The organism is Peribacillus sp. B2I2 (genome assembly GCF_041261685.1).
Lineage (GTDB): Bacteria > Bacillota > Bacilli > Bacillales > DSM-1321 > Peribacillus.
This window is the reverse complement of the sequence record NZ_JBGCCB010000001.1, coordinates 350,921-373,669: the sequence shown is the minus strand read 5'-3', so window position 1 is coordinate 373,669 and position 22,749 is coordinate 350,921. Positions and strand designations below refer to the sequence as shown.

The window sequence follows — 22,749 nt, the reverse complement described above, 5'->3', positions numbered from 1 at the left end:
TTTTTAGTATATCGTTCTACTCGAATTATTATACTGCGCTAATTTCATTGTGTCAAACTCATGAAGCAGTCCTAAAACACTGTTCCTTATTAACCATCTCTGAATTTTGAAGTGCTCACCAAATATCATCCTTATCTTAATAGTTCAGCCATAGCTTGTTTTTGGTACTGTTCATACATGATGATGAATATTTTTATTTAATATGGCACAAGGCATACTATCTCTTAAAATTAGTTTCTTCTATTTCGATATTCCTTACTTTTTTAGTTACCAGTTTCTGAATAAATTTCTTTTTAGCTAAAATAAATGAAGTGCTTCTGATTTAAATCCAATGTTGCAACTTTTTGTAATTGAAGTTATAAAGTTGAATTTTTCACTCGAGTTAATCATCTGTCTTCTAAATTATTATAAATTACTTTGTTCAATCTCTGGATTTGAGTCAATATTTTGGACACTAAAAAGTTAAATCTTAAGCTGTATTCCTAATTCGATCTTCAATGGCTTGTGGGGTTTGATAACCCAAGCTGCTGTGAATTCTTTTTCGGTTATACCAACCTTCAATAAATTGGAACATCGCTAATTTAGCTGTTTGATAGTCTAGATATCGTACGTGGTTGACTTCTTCCTTCTTTAATAGGGCATGAAAGGATTCAATACAGGCATTATCGTACGGGCAACCTTTCTGACTAAAGGATTGCTTAATATGATGGTTTTGGATATGTTGAGTAAACTCACTGCTTGTATATTGTGAGCCAAGATCGGTATGAAGAACTAAGCCCTCCGAGGGCTTTTGTGATAGGTGTGCGTTATTGAAAGCTTTTATGACCAGTTCTGTCGTCATTGAACGAGAAAATGAATACCCTACTATTTTCTTAGAATGAAGGTCTAATACCGAAGCTAAATAACACCATCCGTCTTTTAACGTATGGATATACGTAATATCTGCTACCCATTTCTCATTAATGGTCTGAGTAGTGAAGTCTCGTTTTAACAAATTATCCAATTGAATAACCTTTTCTTTAGATGGATAGGGACGGTATTTTTTCTTAGTAATAGAACGAATTCTCGCCTTGCTCATTAAGCGTTGAACACGCTTTAGACTTAGGGAAAACCCTTTGGTTAATAAGCTTTCATGAATCTTTGGAGCCCCATATCGTCCCTTGCTTTCCAGGTAAATGAGATGAATTTCCTTCGTGAGTTCTTGGTTTTCCTGTTCGCGATTTGATACGACTATTTGAAGGGACTGATAATGGCTGCTTCTTGGGATTTCTAGTATTTCACACATCTTCTGTACGGGATATTGTTTCTTGTGTTCCTCAATAAATTCGGTAAGATCTGTTTCGGTTACTTTTTCGCGAATATGGCCATAGCCTTTTTTAAGATTTCAACTTCTTGCTTTAACCGAAGGTTTTCCTTTTGAATGGCGGCTAATTCCTTTGGAGTCATGGACTCTTCCCCTAAACCGATTGGAGTAAATTCTTTAACCCATTTATAAATGGTAACTTCTGATACGCCATATTCGCCGCTTAATTCTTTGACCGAATTACCCGAGTGATAAAGATCTACAATAGTCTTCTTGAATTCATTATTGTATTTTTTACCTGTATTCTTACGTTCCAAGACGGACACATCCTCTCAAAAATCATTGTAAGGACTTAACTAAAATGTGTCCATGAAACTATACTAACTCCACTCTGACTAAGTAATGCTGTAACACATTTGCCCTTATTTCCTATAAGGATGATAAATGGAATTCATATTTTTTTCTCTTCATAAAGCCTAATGATCTTATCCGGTCTTCTATCCAGAACACAAAAAAAGATCAGCCGGATGGCTGATCTTTGAAATGGCTTGGCGGCGTCCTACTCTCACAGGGGGAAACCCCCAACTACCATCGGCGCTGAAGAGCTTAACTGCCGTGTTCGGAATGGGAACGGGTGTGACCTCTTCGCTATCGCCACCAAACAATAAAGGAACGTTGTTCCTTCAAAACTAGATAATAAGAAGGTATTTCATTTTTTATAAAGCGTTGGTTAAGTCCTCGATCTATTAGTATCAGTCAGCTCCACATGTCGCCACGCTTCCACCTCTGACCTATCAACCTGATCATCTTTCAGGGATCTTACTAGCTTGCGCCATGGGAAATCTCATCTTGAGGGGGGCTTCATGCTTAGATGCTTTCAGCACTTATCCCGTCCGCACGTAGCTACCCAGCTATGCCTTTGGCAAGACAACTGGTACACCAGCGGTGCGTCCATCCCGGTCCTCTCGTACTAAGGACAGCTCCTCTCAAATTTCCTGCGCCCGCGACGGATAGGGACCGAACTGTCTCACGACGTTCTGAACCCAGCTCGCGTACCGCTTTAATGGGCGAACAGCCCAACCCTTGGGACCGACTACAGCCCCAGGATGCGATGAGCCGACATCGAGGTGCCAAACCTCCCCGTCGATGTGGACTCTTGGGGGAGATAAGCCTGTTATCCCCGGGGTAGCTTTTATCCGTTGAGCGATGGCCCTTCCATGCGGAACCACCGGATCACTAAGCCCGACTTTCGTCCCTGCTCGACTTGTAGGTCTCGCAGTCAAGCTCCCTTGTGCCTTTACACTCTACGAATGATTTCCAACCATTCTGAGGGAACCTTTGGGCGCCTCCGTTACTCTTTAGGAGGCGACCGCCCCAGTCAAACTGCCCACCTGACACTGTCTCCCACCCCGATAAGGGGCGCGGGTTAGAATTTCAATACAGCCAGGGTAGTATCCCACCAACGCCTCCACCGAAGCTAGCGCTCCGGCTTCTCAGGCTCCTACCTATCCTGTACAAGCTGTACCAAAATTCAATATCAGGCTGCAGTAAAGCTCCACGGGGTCTTTCCGTCCTGTCGCGGGTAACCTGCATCTTCACAGGTACTATAATTTCACCGAGTCTCTCGTTGAGACAGTGCCCAGATCGTTACACCTTTCGTGCGGGTCGGAACTTACCCGACAAGGAATTTCGCTACCTTAGGACCGTTATAGTTACGGCCGCCGTTTACTGGGGCTTCGGTTCAAAGCTTCGCTTGCGCTAACCTCTCCCCTTAACCTTCCAGCACCGGGCAGGTGTCAGCCCCTATACTTCGCCTTGCGGCTTCGCAGAGACCTGTGTTTTTGCTAAACAGTCGCCTGGGCCTATTCACTGCGGCTTTTCCGGGCTATTCACCCTAAAAAGCACCCCTTCTCCCGAAGTTACGGGGTCATTTTGCCGAGTTCCTTAACGAGAGTTCTCTCGCACACCTTAGGATTCTCTCCTCGCCTACCTGTGTCGGTTTGCGGTACGGGCACCTTACATCTCACTAGAGGCTTTTCTTGGCAGCATGGAATCAGGAACTTCGGTACTATATTTCCCTCGCCATCACAGCTCCGCCTTAATGGAAACGGGATTTGCCTCGTTTCCGGCCTAACTGCTTGGACGCGCATATCCAACAGCGCGCTTACCCTATCCTTCTGCGTCCCCCCATCGTTCAAACGATGTATAGGTGGTACAGGAATATCAACCTGTTGTCCATCGCCTACGCCTTTCGGCCTCGGCTTAGGTCCCGACTAACCCTGAGCGGACGAGCCTTCCTCAGGAAACCTTAGGCATTCGGTGGAAGGGATTCTCACCCTTCTTTCGCTACTCATACCGGCATTCTCACTTCTAAGCGCTCCACCAGTCCTTCCGGTCTGACTTCAACGCCCTTAGAACGCTCTCCTACCATCGACACCTAATGGTGTCAATCCACAGCTTCGGTGATACGTTTAGCCCCGGTACATTTTCGGCGCGGAGTCACTCGACCAGTGAGCTATTACGCACTCTTTAAATGGTGGCTGCTTCTGAGCCAACATCCTGGTTGTCTAAGCAACTCCACATCCTTTTCCACTTAACGTATACTTTGGGACCTTAGCTGGTGGTCTGGGCTGTTTCCCTTTCGACTACGGATCTTATCACTCGCAGTCTGACTCCCAAGAATAAGTATTTGGCATTCGGAGTTTGACTGAATTCGGTAACCCGTTGGGGGCCCCTAGTCCAATCAGTGCTCTACCTCCAATACTCTCATCTTGAGGCTAGCCCTAAAGCTATTTCGGAGAGAACCAGCTATCTCCAGGTTCGATTGGAATTTCTCCGCTACCCACACCTCATCCCCGCACTTTTCAACGTGCGTGGGTTCGGGCCTCCATTCAGTGTTACCTGAACTTCACCCTGGACATGGGTAGATCACCTGGTTTCGGGTCTACGACCTCATACTCATTCGCCCTATTCAGACTCGCTTTCGCTGCGGCTCCGTCTTATCAACTTAACCTCGCATGAAATCGTAACTCGCCGGTTCATTCTACAAAAGGCACGCCATTACCCATTAACGGGCTTTGACTACTTGTAGGCACACGGTTTCAGGATCTATTTCACTCCCCTTCCGGGGTGCTTTTCACCTTTCCCTCACGGTACTGGTTCACTATCGGTCACTAGGGAGTATTTAGCCTTGGGAGATGGTCCTCCCTGCTTCCGACGGGATTTCTCGTGTCCCGCCGTACTCAGGATCCACTCAGGAGGGAACGAAGTTTCAACTACAGGGTTTTTACCTTCTTTGACGGACCTTTCCAGGTCACTTCATTTACCCCGTTCCTTTGTAACTCCATGTTGAGTGTCCTACAACCCCAAGAGGCAAGCCTCTTGGTTTGGGCTAATTCCGTTTCGCTCGCCGCTACTCAGGAAATCGCATTTGCTTTCTCTTCCTCCGGGTACTTAGATGTTTCAGTTCCCCGGGTCTGCCTTCAGTACCCTATGTATTCAGGTAAAGATACTGTTCCATTACGAACAGTGGGTTTCCCCATTCGGAAATCTCCGGATCAAAGCTTACTTACAGCTCCCCGAAGCATATCGGTGTTAGTCCCGTCCTTCATCGGCTCCTAGTGCCAAGGCATCCACCGTGCGCCCTTTCTAACTTAACCGTTAAAAAGATCTTACAGATGCTTTGAAAAAAATTAATTGCCTTCTATCTATTATCTAGTTTTCAAGGAACAAAGCAGAAAGAATCCATCACATCGTGATGTTTTTCTTCCCTATCTGAATGAATTACTCATTCAAAACTGAACAAAACAAAAGCGCTCTCGTAATTATCCTTAGAAAGGAGGTGATCCAGCCGCACCTTCCGATACGGCTACCTTGTTACGACTTCACCCCAATCATCTGTCCCACCTTAGGCGGCTGGCTCCATAAAGGTTACCTCACCGACTTCGGGTGTTACAAACTCTCGTGGTGTGACGGGCGGTGTGTACAAGGCCCGGGAACGTATTCACCGCGGCATGCTGATCCGCGATTACTAGCGATTCCGGCTTCATGTAGGCGAGTTGCAGCCTACAATCCGAACTGAGAATGGCTTTATGGGATTCGCTTACCTTCGCAGGTTTGCAGCCCTTTGTACCATCCATTGTAGCACGTGTGTAGCCCAGGTCATAAGGGGCATGATGATTTGACGTCATCCCCACCTTCCTCCGGTTTGTCACCGGCAGTCACCTTAGAGTGCCCAACTGAATGCTGGCAACTAAGATCAAGGGTTGCGCTCGTTGCGGGACTTAACCCAACATCTCACGACACGAGCTGACGACAACCATGCACCACCTGTCACTCTGTCCCCCGAAGGGGAAAGCCCTATCTCTAGGGTTGTCAGAGGATGTCAAGACCTGGTAAGGTTCTTCGCGTTGCTTCGAATTAAACCACATGCTCCACCGCTTGTGCGGGCCCCCGTCAATTCCTTTGAGTTTCAGCCTTGCGGCCGTACTCCCCAGGCGGAGTGCTTAATGCGTTAGCTGCAGCACTAAAGGGCGGAAACCCTCTAACACTTAGCACTCATCGTTTACGGCGTGGACTACCAGGGTATCTAATCCTGTTTGCTCCCCACGCTTTCGCGCCTCAGTGTCAGTTACAGACCAGAAAGTCGCCTTCGCCACTGGTGTTCCTCCAAATCTCTACGCATTTCACCGCTACACTTGGAATTCCACTTTCCTCTTCTGCACTCAAGTTCCCCAGTTTCCAATGACCCTCCACGGTTGAGCCGTGGGCTTTCACATCAGACTTAAAGAACCACCTGCGCGCGCTTTACGCCCAATAATTCCGGACAACGCTTGCCACCTACGTATTACCGCGGCTGCTGGCACGTAGTTAGCCGTGGCTTTCTGGTTAGGTACCGTCAAGGTACCAGCAGTTACTCTGGTACTTGTTCTTCCCTAACAACAGAACTTTACGACCCGAAGGCCTTCTTCGTTCACGCGGCGTTGCTCCGTCAGACTTTCGTCCATTGCGGAAGATTCCCTACTGCTGCCTCCCGTAGGAGTCTGGGCCGTGTCTCAGTCCCAGTGTGGCCGATCACCCTCTCAGGTCGGCTACGCATCGTCGCCTTGGTGAGCCATTACCTCACCAACTAGCTAATGCGCCGCGGGCCCATCTATAAGTGACAGCCGAAACCGTCTTTCCATCTTCTCTCATGCGAGAAAAGAACGTATCCGGTATTAGCTCCGGTTTCCCGAAGTTATCCCAGTCTTATAGGCAGGTTGCCCACGTGTTACTCACCCGTCCGCCGCTAATCTCAGGGAGCAAGCTCCCATCGATTCGCTCGACTTGCATGTATTAGGCACGCCGCCAGCGTTCGTCCTGAGCCAGGATCAAACTCTCCGAAGAAATGTTTGACTTGCTCATTTTGCTTTTTTGATAGTGTGTGCTCACTTAAAATTTAACGTTGGCGCTTTGTTTTGTTCAGTTTTCAAAGAGCAATTTCACAATCGTTCTTTCGAACGGCTTGTTTATTCATCATAACATCTTATTGATTAGTTGTCAACTTCTGCGAAGTTTTAAACTTATTTTAAATCGCTGTGTTTTTCAGCGACCATTTCATCTTATCATTTTCATAGTAAGAAGTCAATAGTTATTATTTTTGTTTTGGTAATCTACCAAAAGCGGATGAAGTTGTTCGTTTGTCTCAGTTGGTGCTTATTTATATTAATCCAATTTCACTTTAAAGTCAACACATTTCAAAATAAATAATTCTTTTTCTGAATGAAGGGTCTATATCTATCTGATCCCCGTTGGCTTAAGGATAAAAAACACGACTTTAATAAATATAATTCAGACAGAACTCCAAGGTATCCTAAAAAAACCTTATAAGTCTTCATATATTGTACACGTCCTTATAAATGCAAAAAAAGATCAGCCGGATGGCTGATCTTTGAAATGGCTTGGCGGCGTCCTACTCTCACAGGGGGAAACCCCCAACTACCATCGGCGCTGAAGAGCTTAACTGCCGTGTTCGGAATGGGAACGGGTGTGACCTCTTCGCTATCGTCACCAAACATATCAGGAACGTTGTTCCTTCAAAACTAGATAATAAGAAGGTATTTCATTTTTTATAAAGCGTTGGTTAAGTCCTCGATCTATTAGTATCAGTCAGCTCCACATGTCGCCACGCTTCCACCTCTGACCTATCAACCTGATCATCTTTCAGGGATCTTACTAGCTTGCGCCATGGGAAATCTCATCTTGAGGGGGGCTTCATGCTTAGATGCTTTCAGCACTTATCCCGTCCGCACGTAGCTACCCAGCTATGCCTTTGGCAAGACAACTGGTACACCAGCGGTGCGTCCATCCCGGTCCTCTCGTACTAAGGACAGCTCCTCTCAAATTTCCTGCGCCCGCGACGGATAGGGACCGAACTGTCTCACGACGTTCTGAACCCAGCTCGCGTACCGCTTTAATGGGCGAACAGCCCAACCCTTGGGACCGACTACAGCCCCAGGATGCGATGAGCCGACATCGAGGTGCCAAACCTCCCCGTCGATGTGGACTCTTGGGGGAGATAAGCCTGTTATCCCCGGGGTAGCTTTTATCCGTTGAGCGATGGCCCTTCCATGCGGAACCACCGGATCACTAAGCCCGACTTTCGTCCCTGCTCGACTTGTAGGTCTCGCAGTCAAGCTCCCTTGTGCCTTTACACTCTACGAATGATTTCCAACCATTCTGAGGGAACCTTTGGGCGCCTCCGTTACTCTTTAGGAGGCGACCGCCCCAGTCAAACTGCCCACCTGACACTGTCTCCCACCCCGATAAGGGGCGCGGGTTAGAATTTCAATACAGCCAGGGTAGTATCCCACCAACGCCTCCACCGAAGCTAGCGCTCCGGCTTCTCAGGCTCCTACCTATCCTGTACAAGCTGTACCAAAATTCAATATCAGGCTGCAGTAAAGCTCCACGGGGTCTTTCCGTCCTGTCGCGGGTAACCTGCATCTTCACAGGTACTATAATTTCACCGAGTCTCTCGTTGAGACAGTGCCCAGATCGTTACACCTTTCGTGCGGGTCGGAACTTACCCGACAAGGAATTTCGCTACCTTAGGACCGTTATAGTTACGGCCGCCGTTTACTGGGGCTTCGGTTCAAAGCTTCGCTTGCGCTAACCTCTCCCCTTAACCTTCCAGCACCGGGCAGGTGTCAGCCCCTATACTTCGCCTTGCGGCTTCGCAGAGACCTGTGTTTTTGCTAAACAGTCGCCTGGGCCTATTCACTGCGGCTTTTCCGGGCTATTCACCCTAAAAAGCACCCCTTCTCCCGAAGTTACGGGGTCATTTTGCCGAGTTCCTTAACGAGAGTTCTCTCGCACACCTTAGGATTCTCTCCTCGCCTACCTGTGTCGGTTTGCGGTACGGGCACCTTACATCTCACTAGAGGCTTTTCTTGGCAGCGTGGAATCAGGAACTTCGGTACTATATTTCCCTCGCCATCACAGCTCCGCCTTAATGGAAACGGGATTTGCCTCGTTTCCGGCCTAACTGCTTGGACGCGCATATCCAACAGCGCGCTTACCCTATCCTTCTGCGTCCCCCCATCGTTCAAACGATGTATAGGTGGTACAGGAATATCAACCTGTTGTCCATCGCCTACGCCTTTCGGCCTCGGCTTAGGTCCCGACTAACCCTGAGCGGACGAGCCTTCCTCAGGAAACCTTAGGCATTCGGTGGAAGGGATTCTCACCCTTCTTTCGCTACTCATACCGGCATTCTCACTTCTAAGCGCTCCACCAGTCCTTCCGGTCTGACTTCAACGCCCTTAGAACGCTCTCCTACCATCGACACCTAATGGTGTCAATCCACAGCTTCGGTGATACGTTTAGCCCCGGTACATTTTCGGCGCGGAGTCACTCGACCAGTGAGCTATTACGCACTCTTTAAATGGTGGCTGCTTCTGAGCCAACATCCTGGTTGTCTAAGCAACTCCACATCCTTTTCCACTTAACGTATACTTTGGGACCTTAGCTGGTGGTCTGGGCTGTTTCCCTTTCGACTACGGATCTTATCACTCGCAGTCTGACTCCCAAGAATAAGTATTTGGCATTCGGAGTTTGACTGAATTCGGTAACCCGTTGGGGGCCCCTAGTCCAATCAGTGCTCTACCTCCAATACTCTCATCTTGAGGCTAGCCCTAAAGCTATTTCGGAGAGAACCAGCTATCTCCAGGTTCGATTGGAATTTCTCCGCTACCCACACCTCATCCCCGCACTTTTCAACGTGCGTGGGTTCGGGCCTCCATTCAGTGTTACCTGAACTTCACCCTGGACATGGGTAGATCACCTGGTTTCGGGTCTACGACCTCATACTCATTCGCCCTATTCAGACTCGCTTTCGCTGCGGCTCCGTCTTATCAACTTAACCTCGCATGAAATCGTAACTCGCCGGTTCATTCTACAAAAGGCACGCCATTACCCATTAACGGGCTTTGACTACTTGTAGGCACACGGTTTCAGGATCTATTTCACTCCCCTTCCGGGGTGCTTTTCACCTTTCCCTCACGGTACTGGTTCACTATCGGTCACTAGGGAGTATTTAGCCTTGGGAGATGGTCCTCCCTGCTTCCGACGGGATTTCTCGTGTCCCGCCGTACTCAGGATCCACTCAGGAGGGAACGAAGTTTCAACTACAGGGTTTTTACCTTCTTTGACGGACCTTTCCAGGTCACTTCATTTACCCCGTTCCTTTGTAACTCCATGTTGAGTGTCCTACAACCCCAAGAGGCAAGCCTCTTGGTTTGGGCTAATTCCGTTTCGCTCGCCGCTACTCAGGAAATCGCATTTGCTTTCTCTTCCTCCGGGTACTTAGATGTTTCAGTTCCCCGGGTCTGCCTTCAGTACCCTATGTATTCAGGTAAAGATACTGTTCCATTACGAACAGTGGGTTTCCCCATTCGGAAATCTCCGGATCAAAGCTTACTTACAGCTCCCCGAAGCATATCGGTGTTAGTCCCGTCCTTCATCGGCTCCTAGTGCCAAGGCATCCACCGTGCGCCCTTTCTAACTTAACCGTTAAAAAGATCTTACAGATGCTTTGAAAAAAATTAATTGCCTTCTATCTATTATCTAGTTTTCAAGGAACAAAGCAGAAAGAATCCATCACATCGTGATGTTTTTCTTCCCTATCTGAATGAATTACTCATTCAAAACTGAACAAAACAAAAGCGCTCTCGTAATTATCCTTAGAAAGGAGGTGATCCAGCCGCACCTTCCGATACGGCTACCTTGTTACGACTTCACCCCAATCATCTGTCCCACCTTAGGCGGCTGGCTCCATAAAGGTTACCTCACCGACTTCGGGTGTTACAAACTCTCGTGGTGTGACGGGCGGTGTGTACAAGGCCCGGGAACGTATTCACCGCGGCATGCTGATCCGCGATTACTAGCGATTCCGGCTTCATGTAGGCGAGTTGCAGCCTACAATCCGAACTGAGAATGGCTTTATGGGATTCGCTTACCTTCGCAGGTTTGCAGCCCTTTGTACCATCCATTGTAGCACGTGTGTAGCCCAGGTCATAAGGGGCATGATGATTTGACGTCATCCCCACCTTCCTCCGGTTTGTCACCGGCAGTCACCTTAGAGTGCCCAACTGAATGCTGGCAACTAAGATCAAGGGTTGCGCTCGTTGCGGGACTTAACCCAACATCTCACGACACGAGCTGACGACAACCATGCACCACCTGTCACTCTGTCCCCCGAAGGGGAAAGCCCTATCTCTAGGGTTGTCAGAGGATGTCAAGACCTGGTAAGGTTCTTCGCGTTGCTTCGAATTAAACCACATGCTCCACCGCTTGTGCGGGCCCCCGTCAATTCCTTTGAGTTTCAGCCTTGCGGCCGTACTCCCCAGGCGGAGTGCTTAATGCGTTAGCTGCAGCACTAAAGGGCGGAAACCCTCTAACACTTAGCACTCATCGTTTACGGCGTGGACTACCAGGGTATCTAATCCTGTTTGCTCCCCACGCTTTCGCGCCTCAGTGTCAGTTACAGACCAGAAAGTCGCCTTCGCCACTGGTGTTCCTCCAAATCTCTACGCATTTCACCGCTACACTTGGAATTCCACTTTCCTCTTCTGCACTCAAGTTCCCCAGTTTCCAATGACCCTCCACGGTTGAGCCGTGGGCTTTCACATCAGACTTAAAGAACCACCTGCGCGCGCTTTACGCCCAATAATTCCGGACAACGCTTGCCACCTACGTATTACCGCGGCTGCTGGCACGTAGTTAGCCGTGGCTTTCTGGTTAGGTACCGTCAAGGTACCAGCAGTTACTCTGGTACTTGTTCTTCCCTAACAACAGAACTTTACGACCCGAAGGCCTTCTTCGTTCACGCGGCGTTGCTCCGTCAGACTTTCGTCCATTGCGGAAGATTCCCTACTGCTGCCTCCCGTAGGAGTCTGGGCCGTGTCTCAGTCCCAGTGTGGCCGATCACCCTCTCAGGTCGGCTACGCATCGTCGCCTTGGTGAGCCATTACCTCACCAACTAGCTAATGCGCCGCGGGCCCATCTATAAGTGACAGCCGAAACCGTCTTTCCATCTTCTCTCATGCGAGAAAAGAACGTATCCGGTATTAGCTCCGGTTTCCCGAAGTTATCCCAGTCTTATAGGCAGGTTGCCCACGTGTTACTCACCCGTCCGCCGCTAATCTCAGGGAGCAAGCTCCCATCGATTCGCTCGACTTGCATGTATTAGGCACGCCGCCAGCGTTCGTCCTGAGCCAGGATCAAACTCTCCGAAGAAATGTTTGACTTGCTCATTTGCTTTTTTGATAGTGTGTGCTCACTTAAAATTTAACGTTGGCGCTTTGTTTTGTTCAGTTTTCAAAGAGCAATATTTTGCATCGCTTCTTTAGCGACTTAATTAGTGTAACACCTTTCGAACACCATGTCAACAACAAGTTTTCATTTTCTCTCGCTGCCTTTAATGTCTCAAGCGGTGTATTTAATATATTAGCACTTGCATACAGACAAGTCAATTTAATTCTCAAAAAAAATTCCTTCTTTTTTTAAAACTACCACCTCCTTCTATATATACTCCTTCTTTCTATTAATGGTATTTCGAAGCAAAGAGAATTTAATGTCCCTAATTCCCGACCTTACTAATGAATAAACAAAAACAGGAGTGCAGCTAATTATAGCTACCCTCCTGTTCTTGAAAGTTTATTTATTGATAGAAATTACGTCCGCTTCTTCTCTATCTACATTTCCGGCCTTCTCAATCTTCACACTTTCACCTTCGGAAAGATTGGTAAAGACGATTGGCGTAATAATAGAGGTGGCATTGTTTTTGACATACTCTAAATCGACTTTAAGCAACGGCTGTCCGCTTGTCACTTTATCTCCTTGAGCGACAAGAGCTTCAAAGCCTTTGCCTTCTAACTTAACTGTATCGATCCCGACATGTACTAAGATTTCACGTCCAGCATCGGAAACGATACCTATTGCATGTTTAGTCGGGAATAGGTTAACGATCGTACCATCTACAGGAGAAACGACCAAACCTTCCTCCGGTAAAATGGCAAACCCATCACCCATCATTTTTTCAGCAAAGACTGGATCAGGCACTTCCGTAATCGGTTTTAATTCCCCTTTAATAGGTGAAATAAAGCGTTCGGAAACTTCATCCGTCCTTAAAGGTTTCGGGACGATATCCTCGATTTGGTTTTCCACGCCTACTTCAGGAGACGCTTCTACTTTACGAGGCCTTTTTCCATCGATGATATCTTTCATTTGCCCTTTGATTGTTTCTGAACGAGGTCCGAAAATTGCCTGAATGTTATTGCCCACTTCCAGAACTCCAGCGGCACCAAGTTTCTTCAATCTATTTTTATCAACGTTACCGATATCATTCACTGATACACGAAGGCGAGTAATGCAAGCATCTAAGTGAGAAATATTTTCTTTTCCACCCATGGCTTCCAAGATATCCCCAGGTAGACTTCCAGCTGTACTTGCAGACCCTTCAGTTTCCTCGTCCTCTTCCACTTCACGGCCAGGAGTTTTAAGGTTAAACTTCCTTATCGCAAATCGGAATCCAAAGTAATAGATAACCGCAAAAACTAAACCAACTGGGATAACGATCCATGCATTGGTTTGAGGATTAATTAAACCAAACAGTACGTAATCGATCAAACCACCCGAAAACGTCATCCCGATTTTCACATCCAGTAAATGCATGGTCATGAATGATAGACCTGCAAACAGACAGTGAATCCCGAAAAGTATCGGTGCAACAAATAAGAAGGCAAATTCAAGAGGCTCAGTAATCCCCGTCAAGAAAGATGTAAGTGCCGCCGAAGCCATCAAGCCACCGACAATTTTCTTTCGTTCCGGTCTTGCTTCATGATAAATGGCCAAAGCTGCAGCTGGCAATCCGAACATCATGAACGGATATTTACCAGTCATGAAGGTACCTGCCGTTAAATTCTGTACGCCATCTTTAATTTGCGCCATGAAGATGGCTTGGTCACCCCTGACTGGCGTTCCCCCGCCTTGAGGGATATAGCTGCCAAATTCAAACCAGAATGGAGAATAGAAGATATGATGCAGTCCAAACGGAATTAACGCACGTTCTACAATCCCGAACACTAAAGCTCCCAGAGTCAGGTTAGCACCCAACATATTTTCGGAAAATGAATTTAGCCCCGATTGAATCGTCGGCCAAACTAAAATCATCATCAACCCAAGAATAACTGCGCTTGCAGCCGTTGCAATGGGTACAAAACGTTTACCTGCAAAGAATCCTAAATAAGAAGGCAGTTCAATTTCATAAAATTTATTATACATAACAGCAGCCATGACACCGACAATAATACCGCCGAACACGCCTGTTCCCAACGTTGGGATTCCCAGAACATTGCTATACACCGCACCATTTTTCGCAATGTCTGCAGCGTCAATGCCAAGAACAGTTCCCATTGTTACATTCATAATCAAGAACCCGATAATCGCCGCCAGCCCGGCAACACCATCTCCGCCAGCTAGACCAATCGCGACCCCCACAGCAAACAATAAGGGAAGATTCCCAAAAATAATATTCCCAGCATTCTCCATGACCGATGCGACCATTTCAACTCCGCCACTTGCAAGAAACGGGGCGATATCCAACAAAGTCTCGTTTTGCAATGCATTACCAAAAGCAAGTAAAATTCCCGCCGCTGGTAAAATGGCTACAGGAAGCATCAAAGCTTTTCCGATTTTTTGCAAAACACCAAACAACTTCTTAAACATAGGTTTTCCTCCTCTTTACTATTTTTCCACGCTAATAAAACGGTTACATTTAACGATGGAATTCATCTTCCCACGCAACAGAATTCGAATACAAAAAAAGGCATAAGCAAAGATAGGATTGAAATGAAGTTCAGGTATATAATACCCTCTTTCATAACAATCATTCTCCTCACTTATGCCTGATCGAATCAGTAACACGTAAGTTAATGTATTTTTATTTGATTTTCTTTTGTAATCGTTGGATATGCATCGTTAGATAGACAGCTTCCGCATCACAAACCGGTCTGCCTAATTTCTGCTGCATAATTTTTATTAGCTTCCATGAGATATTGTAACACAAAGGATATTCTTCTTTCAATAGCAATGCAATTTTTTCAGGTTCATCGACCATTTCCCCAGCCAAAACCCTGTCTATCATGAATCTTAAATGACGGACCAAACGTGTATAATCAATGCTTTCCTTATTAATTTTTACGTTTAGCTGTTCTTCAACGACTTGAATAAGATGATAGATTAACTGCGAATGCTGATTGACTTCCGATAAGTCTTTATTTGCTATTGCACTATGAATATGAAGGGTAATGAAACCGATTTCCCCTTGGGGTAGGCCTATGCCTGTCTTATCTTGAATTAAGTCGATTACATCAACAGCAATATCATGTTCAAAAGGATAAAGGGTTATCGTTTCTTTCAAGAATGGGTTTTTGATAGTCATTCCTTGTGAAACACGCTGAAGGGCGAACAGTAAATGATCTGTTAAACCGACATGTATATGTTCATTGAGTTTTCCGGTTACTCGATCGTTAATGAGATGAATGGATTCTATAATGGCTGCTTGAAGATTTTGATCGATCTGCGGCAAAAGTTTTTTGTAACTTTCCTGTTCCTTAACATTTTTCAGAACGAACGTTTTCTCCGCAAGTTCCGGACTTAACTCTTCACCTTTCTTTCGGTTGAAGCCCAAGCCCTTTCCAATAGAGACGACTTCACCATACGTCGGATGCGTGGCTATCACCACGTTATTGTTCAAAACCTTTTCAACGATAAAACCATTCATTTTTCTCCCTCATTTTTTCTCAAAGTCATCCCTATGCCCCATACAGGATAAAGTGCTTAGTACTTAGTACTTTTACTATACACGATATGAGCTTTCTCTTACAACATGAAAGAAGAGCCCCAAAAGTCAGGGCTCTTCTTACTCACTCGCATTATTACTTCAAGAAAATGAAATATAGAAGGAAGACGACTCCAAGACCCCACATGATCGGGTGAACTTCTTTAGCCCTTCCTTTCATCGACATCGTGATCGGATAGAAGATGAATCCACAAGCTATCCCTGTCGCAATTGAATATGTCATGGGCATCATGATAACGGTAAAGAAGGCTGGAACAGCAATTTCGAACTTCTGCCAGTCAATATTTTTAAGTGAAGATGCCATTAATACTCCGACTATAACTAATGCCGGCGCAGTCACCGCAGATGTCACCACCGAAAGAAGCGGGAAGAAGAAAAGGGATAGGACAAACAGCAAACCGGTTACTACAGCCGCAAAACCACTTCGAGCACCAGCAGCAACACCCGATGTTGACTCTACATAAGATGTAGTGGTGGAAGTACCAAGAATTGCACCTGAAACGATGGATAATGAATCGGCAAGTAATCCTTTTCCCACTCTAGGAAGTACATTATCCTTCATCAGTCCAGCTTGTTGCGCAACAGCCACCAACGTACCGGCTGTATCAAAGAAAGCTACGAACAGAAAAGTCAATATCACGATTAACATTTGACCAGTGAAGAGATCACCGGGATTTCCGAAGGCATCGAATGCAACTCCGAAAGTAGGAGCAATGCTAGGAACGGCACCGATTATTTTCTCCGGCACCGGCACTTGCCCAAAGATCATTCCTGCAATGGCTGTAATGACCATTCCTATGAACACGCCACTTTTAACGCCTCTCGTCATCAAAATGACGGTTACGACAATTCCAAAAACAGCCAATAAAGTATTTCCTGAGGTTAAGTCACCCAATCCGACAAGGACGCTGTCATCATTCGTGATGATTCCAGCATTTTGAAACCCTACAAAAGTAATGAATAAGCCGATACCAGCTCCAACTGCGTATTTAAGTTCGACTGGAATTGCATTAATGATTTTCTCCCGTATTCCCGATAGGGAAAGCAAAACGAAGATAATCCCTGAAATCAATACCCCTGTTAAAGCAGTCTGCCAAGGGATTCCAAAACCAAGTACAACGGTGAAAGCGAAGAAAGCATTCAATCCCATTCCTGGCGCCAGCGATATTGGATATCTGGCTATGAGCCCCATCAATATCGAGCCAATCGCAGCTGCTAAGGCAGTCGCTGCAAAAACGGCTCCGTAGTCCATTCTCAATTCATCTGGATAGTCCTCGATGCTTTGTAAAGTCAGCATCACAGGGTTAACAACCAGGATATATGCCATCGAAAGGAACGTAGTTAGTCCGCCAAGTATTTCACGGCGATAATTAGTTCCCAGCTCATTAAACCGAAAATAATTTTTCATTATGAGTCTCCCCTATCATAAGATCGTAAGCCAACAGACAAATGCCCCATTCGCTTCCGAACGGGGCTTGACCACAATCATGTAAAGAAGTGGCGGTTTATCCTTGCTCGCGCCAATCCATTCACATCGTAGTCAAGCCGTTCACGGCAGCTTGGTAGAAACTTTTGGGCCATATCCCCAATATTATACGACAATTATGTTTTTTTATTATTATAGGTATAGTGTACCAGTCACAAAAATAATCGTCAATACGCCAAACGAATATTTTTTATGTAATTTTAGGCATTGTTCGCGTTTCGCTATATTTCCCTTACTTATTATGGCTATATCTTCACCAATATACGTGAAATGTAAGTATTCAACATATTATCTATAATTTTTATAACAAAAAAAATCAGTGAAGGTTAATTCCTTCACTGATTGGATGATTTAATCTTCTATTCCCACTCGATAGTTGCAGGTGGCTTGGAAGTAATGTCATACACGACGCGGTTAACATGATTAACTTCATTAACGATTCTCGTTGAGATGATTTCAAGTACATCCCATGGGATTCTCGCCCAATCGGAAGTCATTCCGTCAATGGATGTTACAGCACGGATCCCGATTGTGTAATCATACGTACGGGCGTCGCCCATTACCCCTACACTACGGATGTTAGGAAGCACCGTAAAGTACTGCCAAATTTCACGTTCCAAACCATTCTTTTTAATTTCTTCACGTAAGATATGGTCAGATTCACGAACGATTTCAAGTTTTTCATCTGAAATTTCACCTAATACACGAATGCCTAAACCTGGACCTGGGAATGGTTGACGCCAAACGATTTCATCTGGAATGCCCATTTCACTTCCAAGTGCACGCACTTCATCCTTGAATAGAGTATTCAATGGCTCAATCAATTTAAATTGCATATCTTCCGGCAGACCGCCAACGTTATGATGCGATTTAATTGTTTGTGCAGTAGCCGTACCACTTTCAATAATGTCTGTGTACAGTGTCCCTTGTGCAAGGAATTCAATACCTTTAAGCTTTGTTGCTTCGTCATCAAATACGTAGATAAACTCGTTACCGATGATTTTCCGTTTTTGTTCCGGATCTGAAACGCCCGCAAGTTTCGATAGGAAGCGTTCCGATGCATCGACCTTGATTACGTTCATATTGAAGCCTTCCCTGAATGTTTCCATTACACCTTCGGCTTCCCCTTTACGAAGTAATCCATGATCAACGAAAATACATGTTAGCTGATCGCCAATCGCTTTATGGATCAATACAGCCACAACGGATGAATCCACTCCGCCGCTCAATGCGCATAACACTTTTTTATCTCCGACCGTTTGACGGATTTTCTCCATCTCGATTTCAATGAAGTTCTCCATTGACCAGTCACCTTTGCAACCACAAACGCCGAATACGAAATTTTTCAAAATGTCATTTCCGTAAACTGAATGACGGACTTCAGGATGGAATTGTACGGCATACAATTTACGTGACTCGTCACTCATAGCCGAAATTGGGCAAGACGGGTTCGTTCCATCAATCTTGAAACCTTCAGGCGTTTCCACCACTAAATCACCATGGCTCATCCAAACGATTTGTTCTTTTGGCAAGTCACTGAATAACTTGGACTCATTTTGGATGGCAAGTGTCGCTTTTCCGTATTCACGGTTTTTAGCTGGTTCCACTTTTCCGCCAAAATGTTTGGTCATAAGCTGCATGCCATAACAAATACCGAAAATCGGTAGACCCATTTCGAATATGCGTTCATCACAACCAAATGCAGTTGCATCATAAACACTGTTCGGACCACCTGAGAAAATAATTCCCGTTGGGTTCATTTTCTCGATTTCTTCTACAGTAATTGTATGAGGATGAAGCTCACTGTACACACCAAATTCGCGGATACGACGAGTGATCAATTGGTTATATTGGCTTCCGAAATCAAGTACTACGATCATTTCCTGGTTTTTTTGCAATTCTGTTTTCCCCGGCACAAACGTCACCTCTATCAATGTAATTCACTCATAAAATCGAGTGATACTTTCTTATAAAAAATATTATCATAAAAAAAGAAAAACTAAAAATCCACCCTCAAAAATACACAAAAAGTATAGACGAAGGCAGATTTTCAGCTTTCCTGTTAAAATCCGCCTTCATAGTCAAATCATTTACGGTGATTCGGTAGAAACTTTCGATCCATATTATCGAGGATATATGAAGGATATATTAGTTTAAGTTAGTTTTTGTTATTGTATCAATATAATAAAAACCTGGTCAAGAGCTAGTTTTTTTCATTAAGCTTTCCCAACCGTTTTGAAAGTGCTCCCATTCGCTATCTTCCACGTCTCCACGATATATCATTAACTCGTATCCAGCCGTCAATTCACTCATCTCATCCGTATCGTACACTGCATCCACATAGGCGGCGTACTCCCTTAAAGTTTGCCCCTCCGGACGAACTAAACCAGCTCGCTTTAATTGTTTCAATAATATTAAATAGGCTTTCGTGAAATGAGCACCGGTTTTATTTTTATATCGAAGAATCTGCAGATGTGGAATCCACTTCCTTCTGGAGAAATAACCAATTGAAGCGAGAATCATTACACCTAACAGTGTGATGGCAGTCCATTTAAAGAGACCTTCTGAGCCCCCTATACCAGTTTCCCCTGATGATTGAGTTTCCCTATCGGGTGTATCCTGGCGTTCCCTGGTCTCTTTTTTTGTATGCTCTTCATTAGTTGGGCCAGGGTTCTTGATCTTTTCCTGTTTCAATTCCGAATCGTAAAATTCAACTTCCCCGTTGAATCCCTTTGTCGGCTCGAAGGGGACCCAACCTATCCCAGAAAAATAAACCTCGGCCCAGGAATGTGCATTATTATTGGTCACCTTATAAACGGATTCACCATCATTGATTGACTTTTCACCTTCCGTGTAGCCCTTTACCCACCTGGCAGGTATATTGGCGGCACGGAGTAAAACGACCATTGCACTTGAAAAATTATCACAATACCCTATCTGTGTCTCGAATAAAAATTGATCGACATAATCTTGATTTGTCCCCGGATACGGAATATCGTCTTTTGAATAAATGAATTCAGGACCGTCGAAGTAATCCTCAATGGCTTTTGCTTTATCGTACCAATTCGTTTCATTTCTTGTTAGTTGGGATCCCAATTCATAGATCCGGTTTGGCAATCCCTCAGGAAGCTGTGTGTTTTTTTCCATTAACAAATCCATCGTTTCGTCAGGTTCTGTTACCTTTCTTAACTCAGCTATATCAAAACTCGGCATATCATAGACCAGCTCATACTCCTCCATGTCCAGTCTTTCTCCATTTTCCCGTTGAGAAATGATTTTGTCGATACCCTGATAATATTTGAAATCCATTCCGTTTTTGGCATCGATCTTTTTTAAATATCCGGACTGCGGATGGAGTATATGCGAATATGTTTCCGTCATTGTTACTTTTGCCGTCATTTCTTCTGTTTTCTCTATTTCAGGAACCTGAATATCTAAAGATGTCATATCCTGCCCGTTGGAAAAAGCATGAAAGTCCGTTTCCGGTAAGGAAACCCATCCTTTACCTGTATAAATATCTTTGTTCTCGACTTTCCAATAATGTCCTGCAGGTGCATTATTGTAAAAAACGATGGAACTATCTGGCTCTATCGAACCGCCAAGATCCGAATCGTCTTCATCGTATCCGACACTTTTACCCTTCGAACCACCGTCTTCTTTAACCGCTTTATCAGAATATGAAGTAATATAAGGAACTGGGTCCGCCCACTGCGGAGAGAGCTTTGGGGCACCGAATCCAACAAGGACACTTACCAATATCATGCCGGTTAGCATCAAGATCCACTTATTGATGGCAGCCATCGGAAACCTTATTCTCTCCTGTATCGTTAGACGCAGCAGGGATAGTAGACCGAGCATCAAGAACCCGATGATGATGATTCTTACCATTGCCTTATCCCCCACATAGGGAGTGAAAGTATCGAGTACAGAGATAAAAATCACCGTTAACATAAAAAAGAAAAAGATGCTTTGCCTCACCATCACCCAGTAATGGATCAAATATGTTACTAGCCAAAGCAGGACAAAAAATAGAAATGTTCGAAATGGATTGGTGATCGACTCCCAATTCCCATCATACATATACCCAAGGTTGCCCGTAAAATCCACTAGAAATCCTTTCAACCATGATAATTGAAATAAAGCGCTTTTGGAATGAAGGAACTGTAATGAAATCATAATATAAGCAATAATGAGAATAATTCGGATTGACCAATGAATGCGGAAATAATGCAGTAGTAGGGAATAAATCAAAAATAGAACAAAAATGATGATATTACCTGTATCGGTGAGTTTATCGACAGGCCTTAACCATTCAGTAATCAACAACAGACCAAATATATATAAGAGGACATGCATGAACCTTTCTAACTTTTCGGTAGTGACATTCATTTTGCCATCACCCCTGATCTGTCAAACTTTAGTTGGCCATGTTCAAAAAAGCTAACCTTTATCCCCCTCGAGACAGCTGTAGAACGTGACATTTTTTCCTTATCAGTAAGATCGGCCTGTTTCTTTACACATAACATTAATCCCTGATTAGCGCGGAAAGCACTCAATATGTCCACCTTTTCTAAGGTTAAGTCTGAAACTATGAATATCACAGCAGCGTTTGCCGGAAGACTGCCCTTACTTACATTTTCTTTCAATGCATTCACAACACTATGTTCCTCTTTAGCAAGTCGGTTAAAAATCTTTCGTCTCTGGTTATTTCCTGCTCCTGTCGGTATGATTAGTCTCGATCCCATACTTGCATACCCAATCTCCATGCCTTTTTTTAACATGGCGTGTGCAATGGAAGCCGTGATTACAACTGATTCTTCAAATAAATCCGATGGCTTATTATCAAGCATGATGAATACATCCCTGTTTTTCTGCACTTCGAATTCCTTCGTCATGATTTCACTCGTTCTAGCCGTCGCCTTCCAATTAATCCATGACAACTGATCGCCTGGCTGATACTCTCTTACCCCAGAGACCACTGAATGTTCCCGTTTAGTTTTCTTTGTTGAACCCACTGCCCCCTGATTGAACACTCGATCAAGATCACTGTAGGCAAGTTCATGATATTGAGGGTAAACAGTTATCTTCAAAGGTGAACGATATATCGCTTCCTTTTCAACGAGCCCGAAAAAGTCCCCTATCCTGAAGCGGATAGATTGAAACGAATGCTCTCCACGCGGCAAGTTTTCCAAGGTATATGACATGCTGAAGGTACGCTTGAATCCCGGAAAGATAAGTATTTTCCTTTGGAATCCCCTATCCTCCATCTCCTGAGGCAATTCCTCCTCTATCACCATAAATAATAGGGGCAGCCGGTTTTTACGGGTAAACGTCACGGCTATTTGAACGGATTCCCCGGCCTGGCATTCCCTTTTATTGACCTTTCTCTCAACGGTAAAGGCATGCAGCGGATAAAACAGCAGAATCGCAGCGTACGCAGAAAATGGAAAAAACGAATAAAAAATAAACCAACTGACAAAACCGCCTTGAAACATTGCAAAGCAAAAGGAAATGGCCATGAGTAATACCAGTCCAATCACACTCATATTTCCCCTTAAA

7 protein-coding genes, 6 rRNA genes and 2 riboswitches are annotated in these 22,749 nt (G+C 45.0%); all 13 genes read right to left on the bottom strand.

Annotated elements, in window-relative coordinates; all coding sequences use genetic code 11:
- Positions 1-469: 469 nt before the first annotated feature.
- Positions 470-1,620 (bottom strand): IS3 family transposase gene (locus ABIE66_RS01880; protein ID WP_370013685.1). Its coding sequence is split into 2 segments (ribosomal slippage): positions 470-1,371 and positions 1,371-1,620, totalling 1,152 coding nucleotides; the frame shifts between segments, so codons are not numbered across the junction.
- A gap of 229 nt (positions 1,621-1,849) precedes the next feature.
- Positions 1,850-1,965: ribosomal RNA gene (rrf, locus tag ABIE66_RS01875) — 5S ribosomal RNA — on the bottom strand.
- Positions 1,966-2,029: 64 nt separating this feature from the next.
- Positions 2,030-4,962, bottom strand: a 23S ribosomal RNA gene (locus ABIE66_RS01870).
- A 175-nt stretch (positions 4,963-5,137) separates the two neighbouring features.
- Positions 5,138-6,688 (bottom strand): 16S ribosomal RNA (locus ABIE66_RS01865).
- A 552-nt stretch (positions 6,689-7,240) separates the two neighbouring features.
- A 5S ribosomal RNA gene (rrf, locus tag ABIE66_RS01860) occupies positions 7,241-7,356 on the bottom strand.
- Between the two features lie 64 nt (positions 7,357-7,420).
- Positions 7,421-10,353, bottom strand: a 23S ribosomal RNA gene (locus tag ABIE66_RS01855).
- Between the two features lie 175 nt (positions 10,354-10,528).
- A 16S ribosomal RNA gene (locus tag ABIE66_RS01850) occupies positions 10,529-12,079 on the bottom strand.
- Together the 16S, 23S and 5S rRNA genes form the textbook arrangement of a ribosomal RNA operon.
- A gap of 420 nt (positions 12,080-12,499) precedes the next feature.
- Complete coding sequence (gene ptsG, locus ABIE66_RS01845) at positions 12,500-14,569, bottom strand: glucose-specific PTS transporter subunit IIBC (RefSeq protein ID WP_370013684.1); 2,070 nt, start codon at positions 14,567-14,569, stop codon at positions 12,500-12,502.
- Between the two features lie 214 nt (positions 14,570-14,783).
- Entirely contained in the window at positions 14,784-15,626 is an 843-nt protein-coding gene (gene glcT / locus ABIE66_RS01840; RefSeq protein WP_289318821.1) for a glucose PTS transporter transcription antiterminator GlcT, read from the bottom strand.
- Positions 15,627-15,780: 154 nt separating this feature from the next.
- Complete coding sequence (locus ABIE66_RS01835; protein WP_289318820.1) at positions 15,781-17,112, bottom strand: NCS2 family permease; 1,332 nt, start codon at positions 17,110-17,112, stop codon at positions 15,781-15,783.
- A gap of 109 nt (positions 17,113-17,221) precedes the next feature.
- A riboswitch (purine riboswitch) is annotated at positions 17,222-17,323 on the bottom strand.
- Between the two features lie 226 nt (positions 17,324-17,549).
- Entirely contained in the window at positions 17,550-19,106 is a 1,557-nt protein-coding gene (gene guaA, locus ABIE66_RS01830; RefSeq protein ID WP_289323469.1) for a glutamine-hydrolyzing GMP synthase, read from the bottom strand.
- Positions 19,107-19,248: 142 nt separating this feature from the next.
- Positions 19,249-19,350, bottom strand: a riboswitch (purine riboswitch).
- A gap of 36 nt (positions 19,351-19,386) precedes the next feature.
- Positions 19,387-21,579 carry a DUF4129 domain-containing transglutaminase family protein gene (locus ABIE66_RS01825; protein WP_370013682.1) on the bottom strand — a complete coding sequence of 731 codons (2,193 nt, stop codon included), beginning with the start codon at positions 21,577-21,579 and terminating at the stop codon, positions 19,387-19,389.
- On the bottom strand, positions 21,576-22,730 hold the full coding sequence (locus ABIE66_RS01820) for a DUF58 domain-containing protein (RefSeq protein ID WP_370013681.1): 1,155 nt from the start codon (positions 22,728-22,730) through the stop codon (positions 21,576-21,578). Before ABIE66_RS01820 ends, ABIE66_RS01825 begins: the two co-directional genes overlap by 4 nt.
- Between the last annotated feature and the right edge of the window lie 19 nt (positions 22,731-22,749).

What these genes read in the sequence shown, in the direction of transcription:
- ABIE66_RS01835 (WP_289318820.1), bottom strand. Translation starts at nt 17,112, where the DNA reads ATGAAAAATTATTTTCGGTTTAATGAGCTGGGAACTAATTATCGCCGT.
- ptsG (WP_370013684.1), bottom strand. Translation starts at nt 14,569, where the DNA reads ATGTTTAAGAAGTTGTTTGGTGTTTTGCAAAAAATCGGAAAAGCTTTG.
- ABIE66_RS01825 (WP_370013682.1), bottom strand. Translation starts at nt 21,579, where the DNA reads ATGAATGTCACTACCGAAAAGTTAGAAAGGTTCATGCATGTCCTCTTA.
- glcT (WP_289318821.1), bottom strand. Translation starts at nt 15,626, where the DNA reads ATGAATGGTTTTATCGTTGAAAAGGTTTTGAACAATAACGTGGTGATA.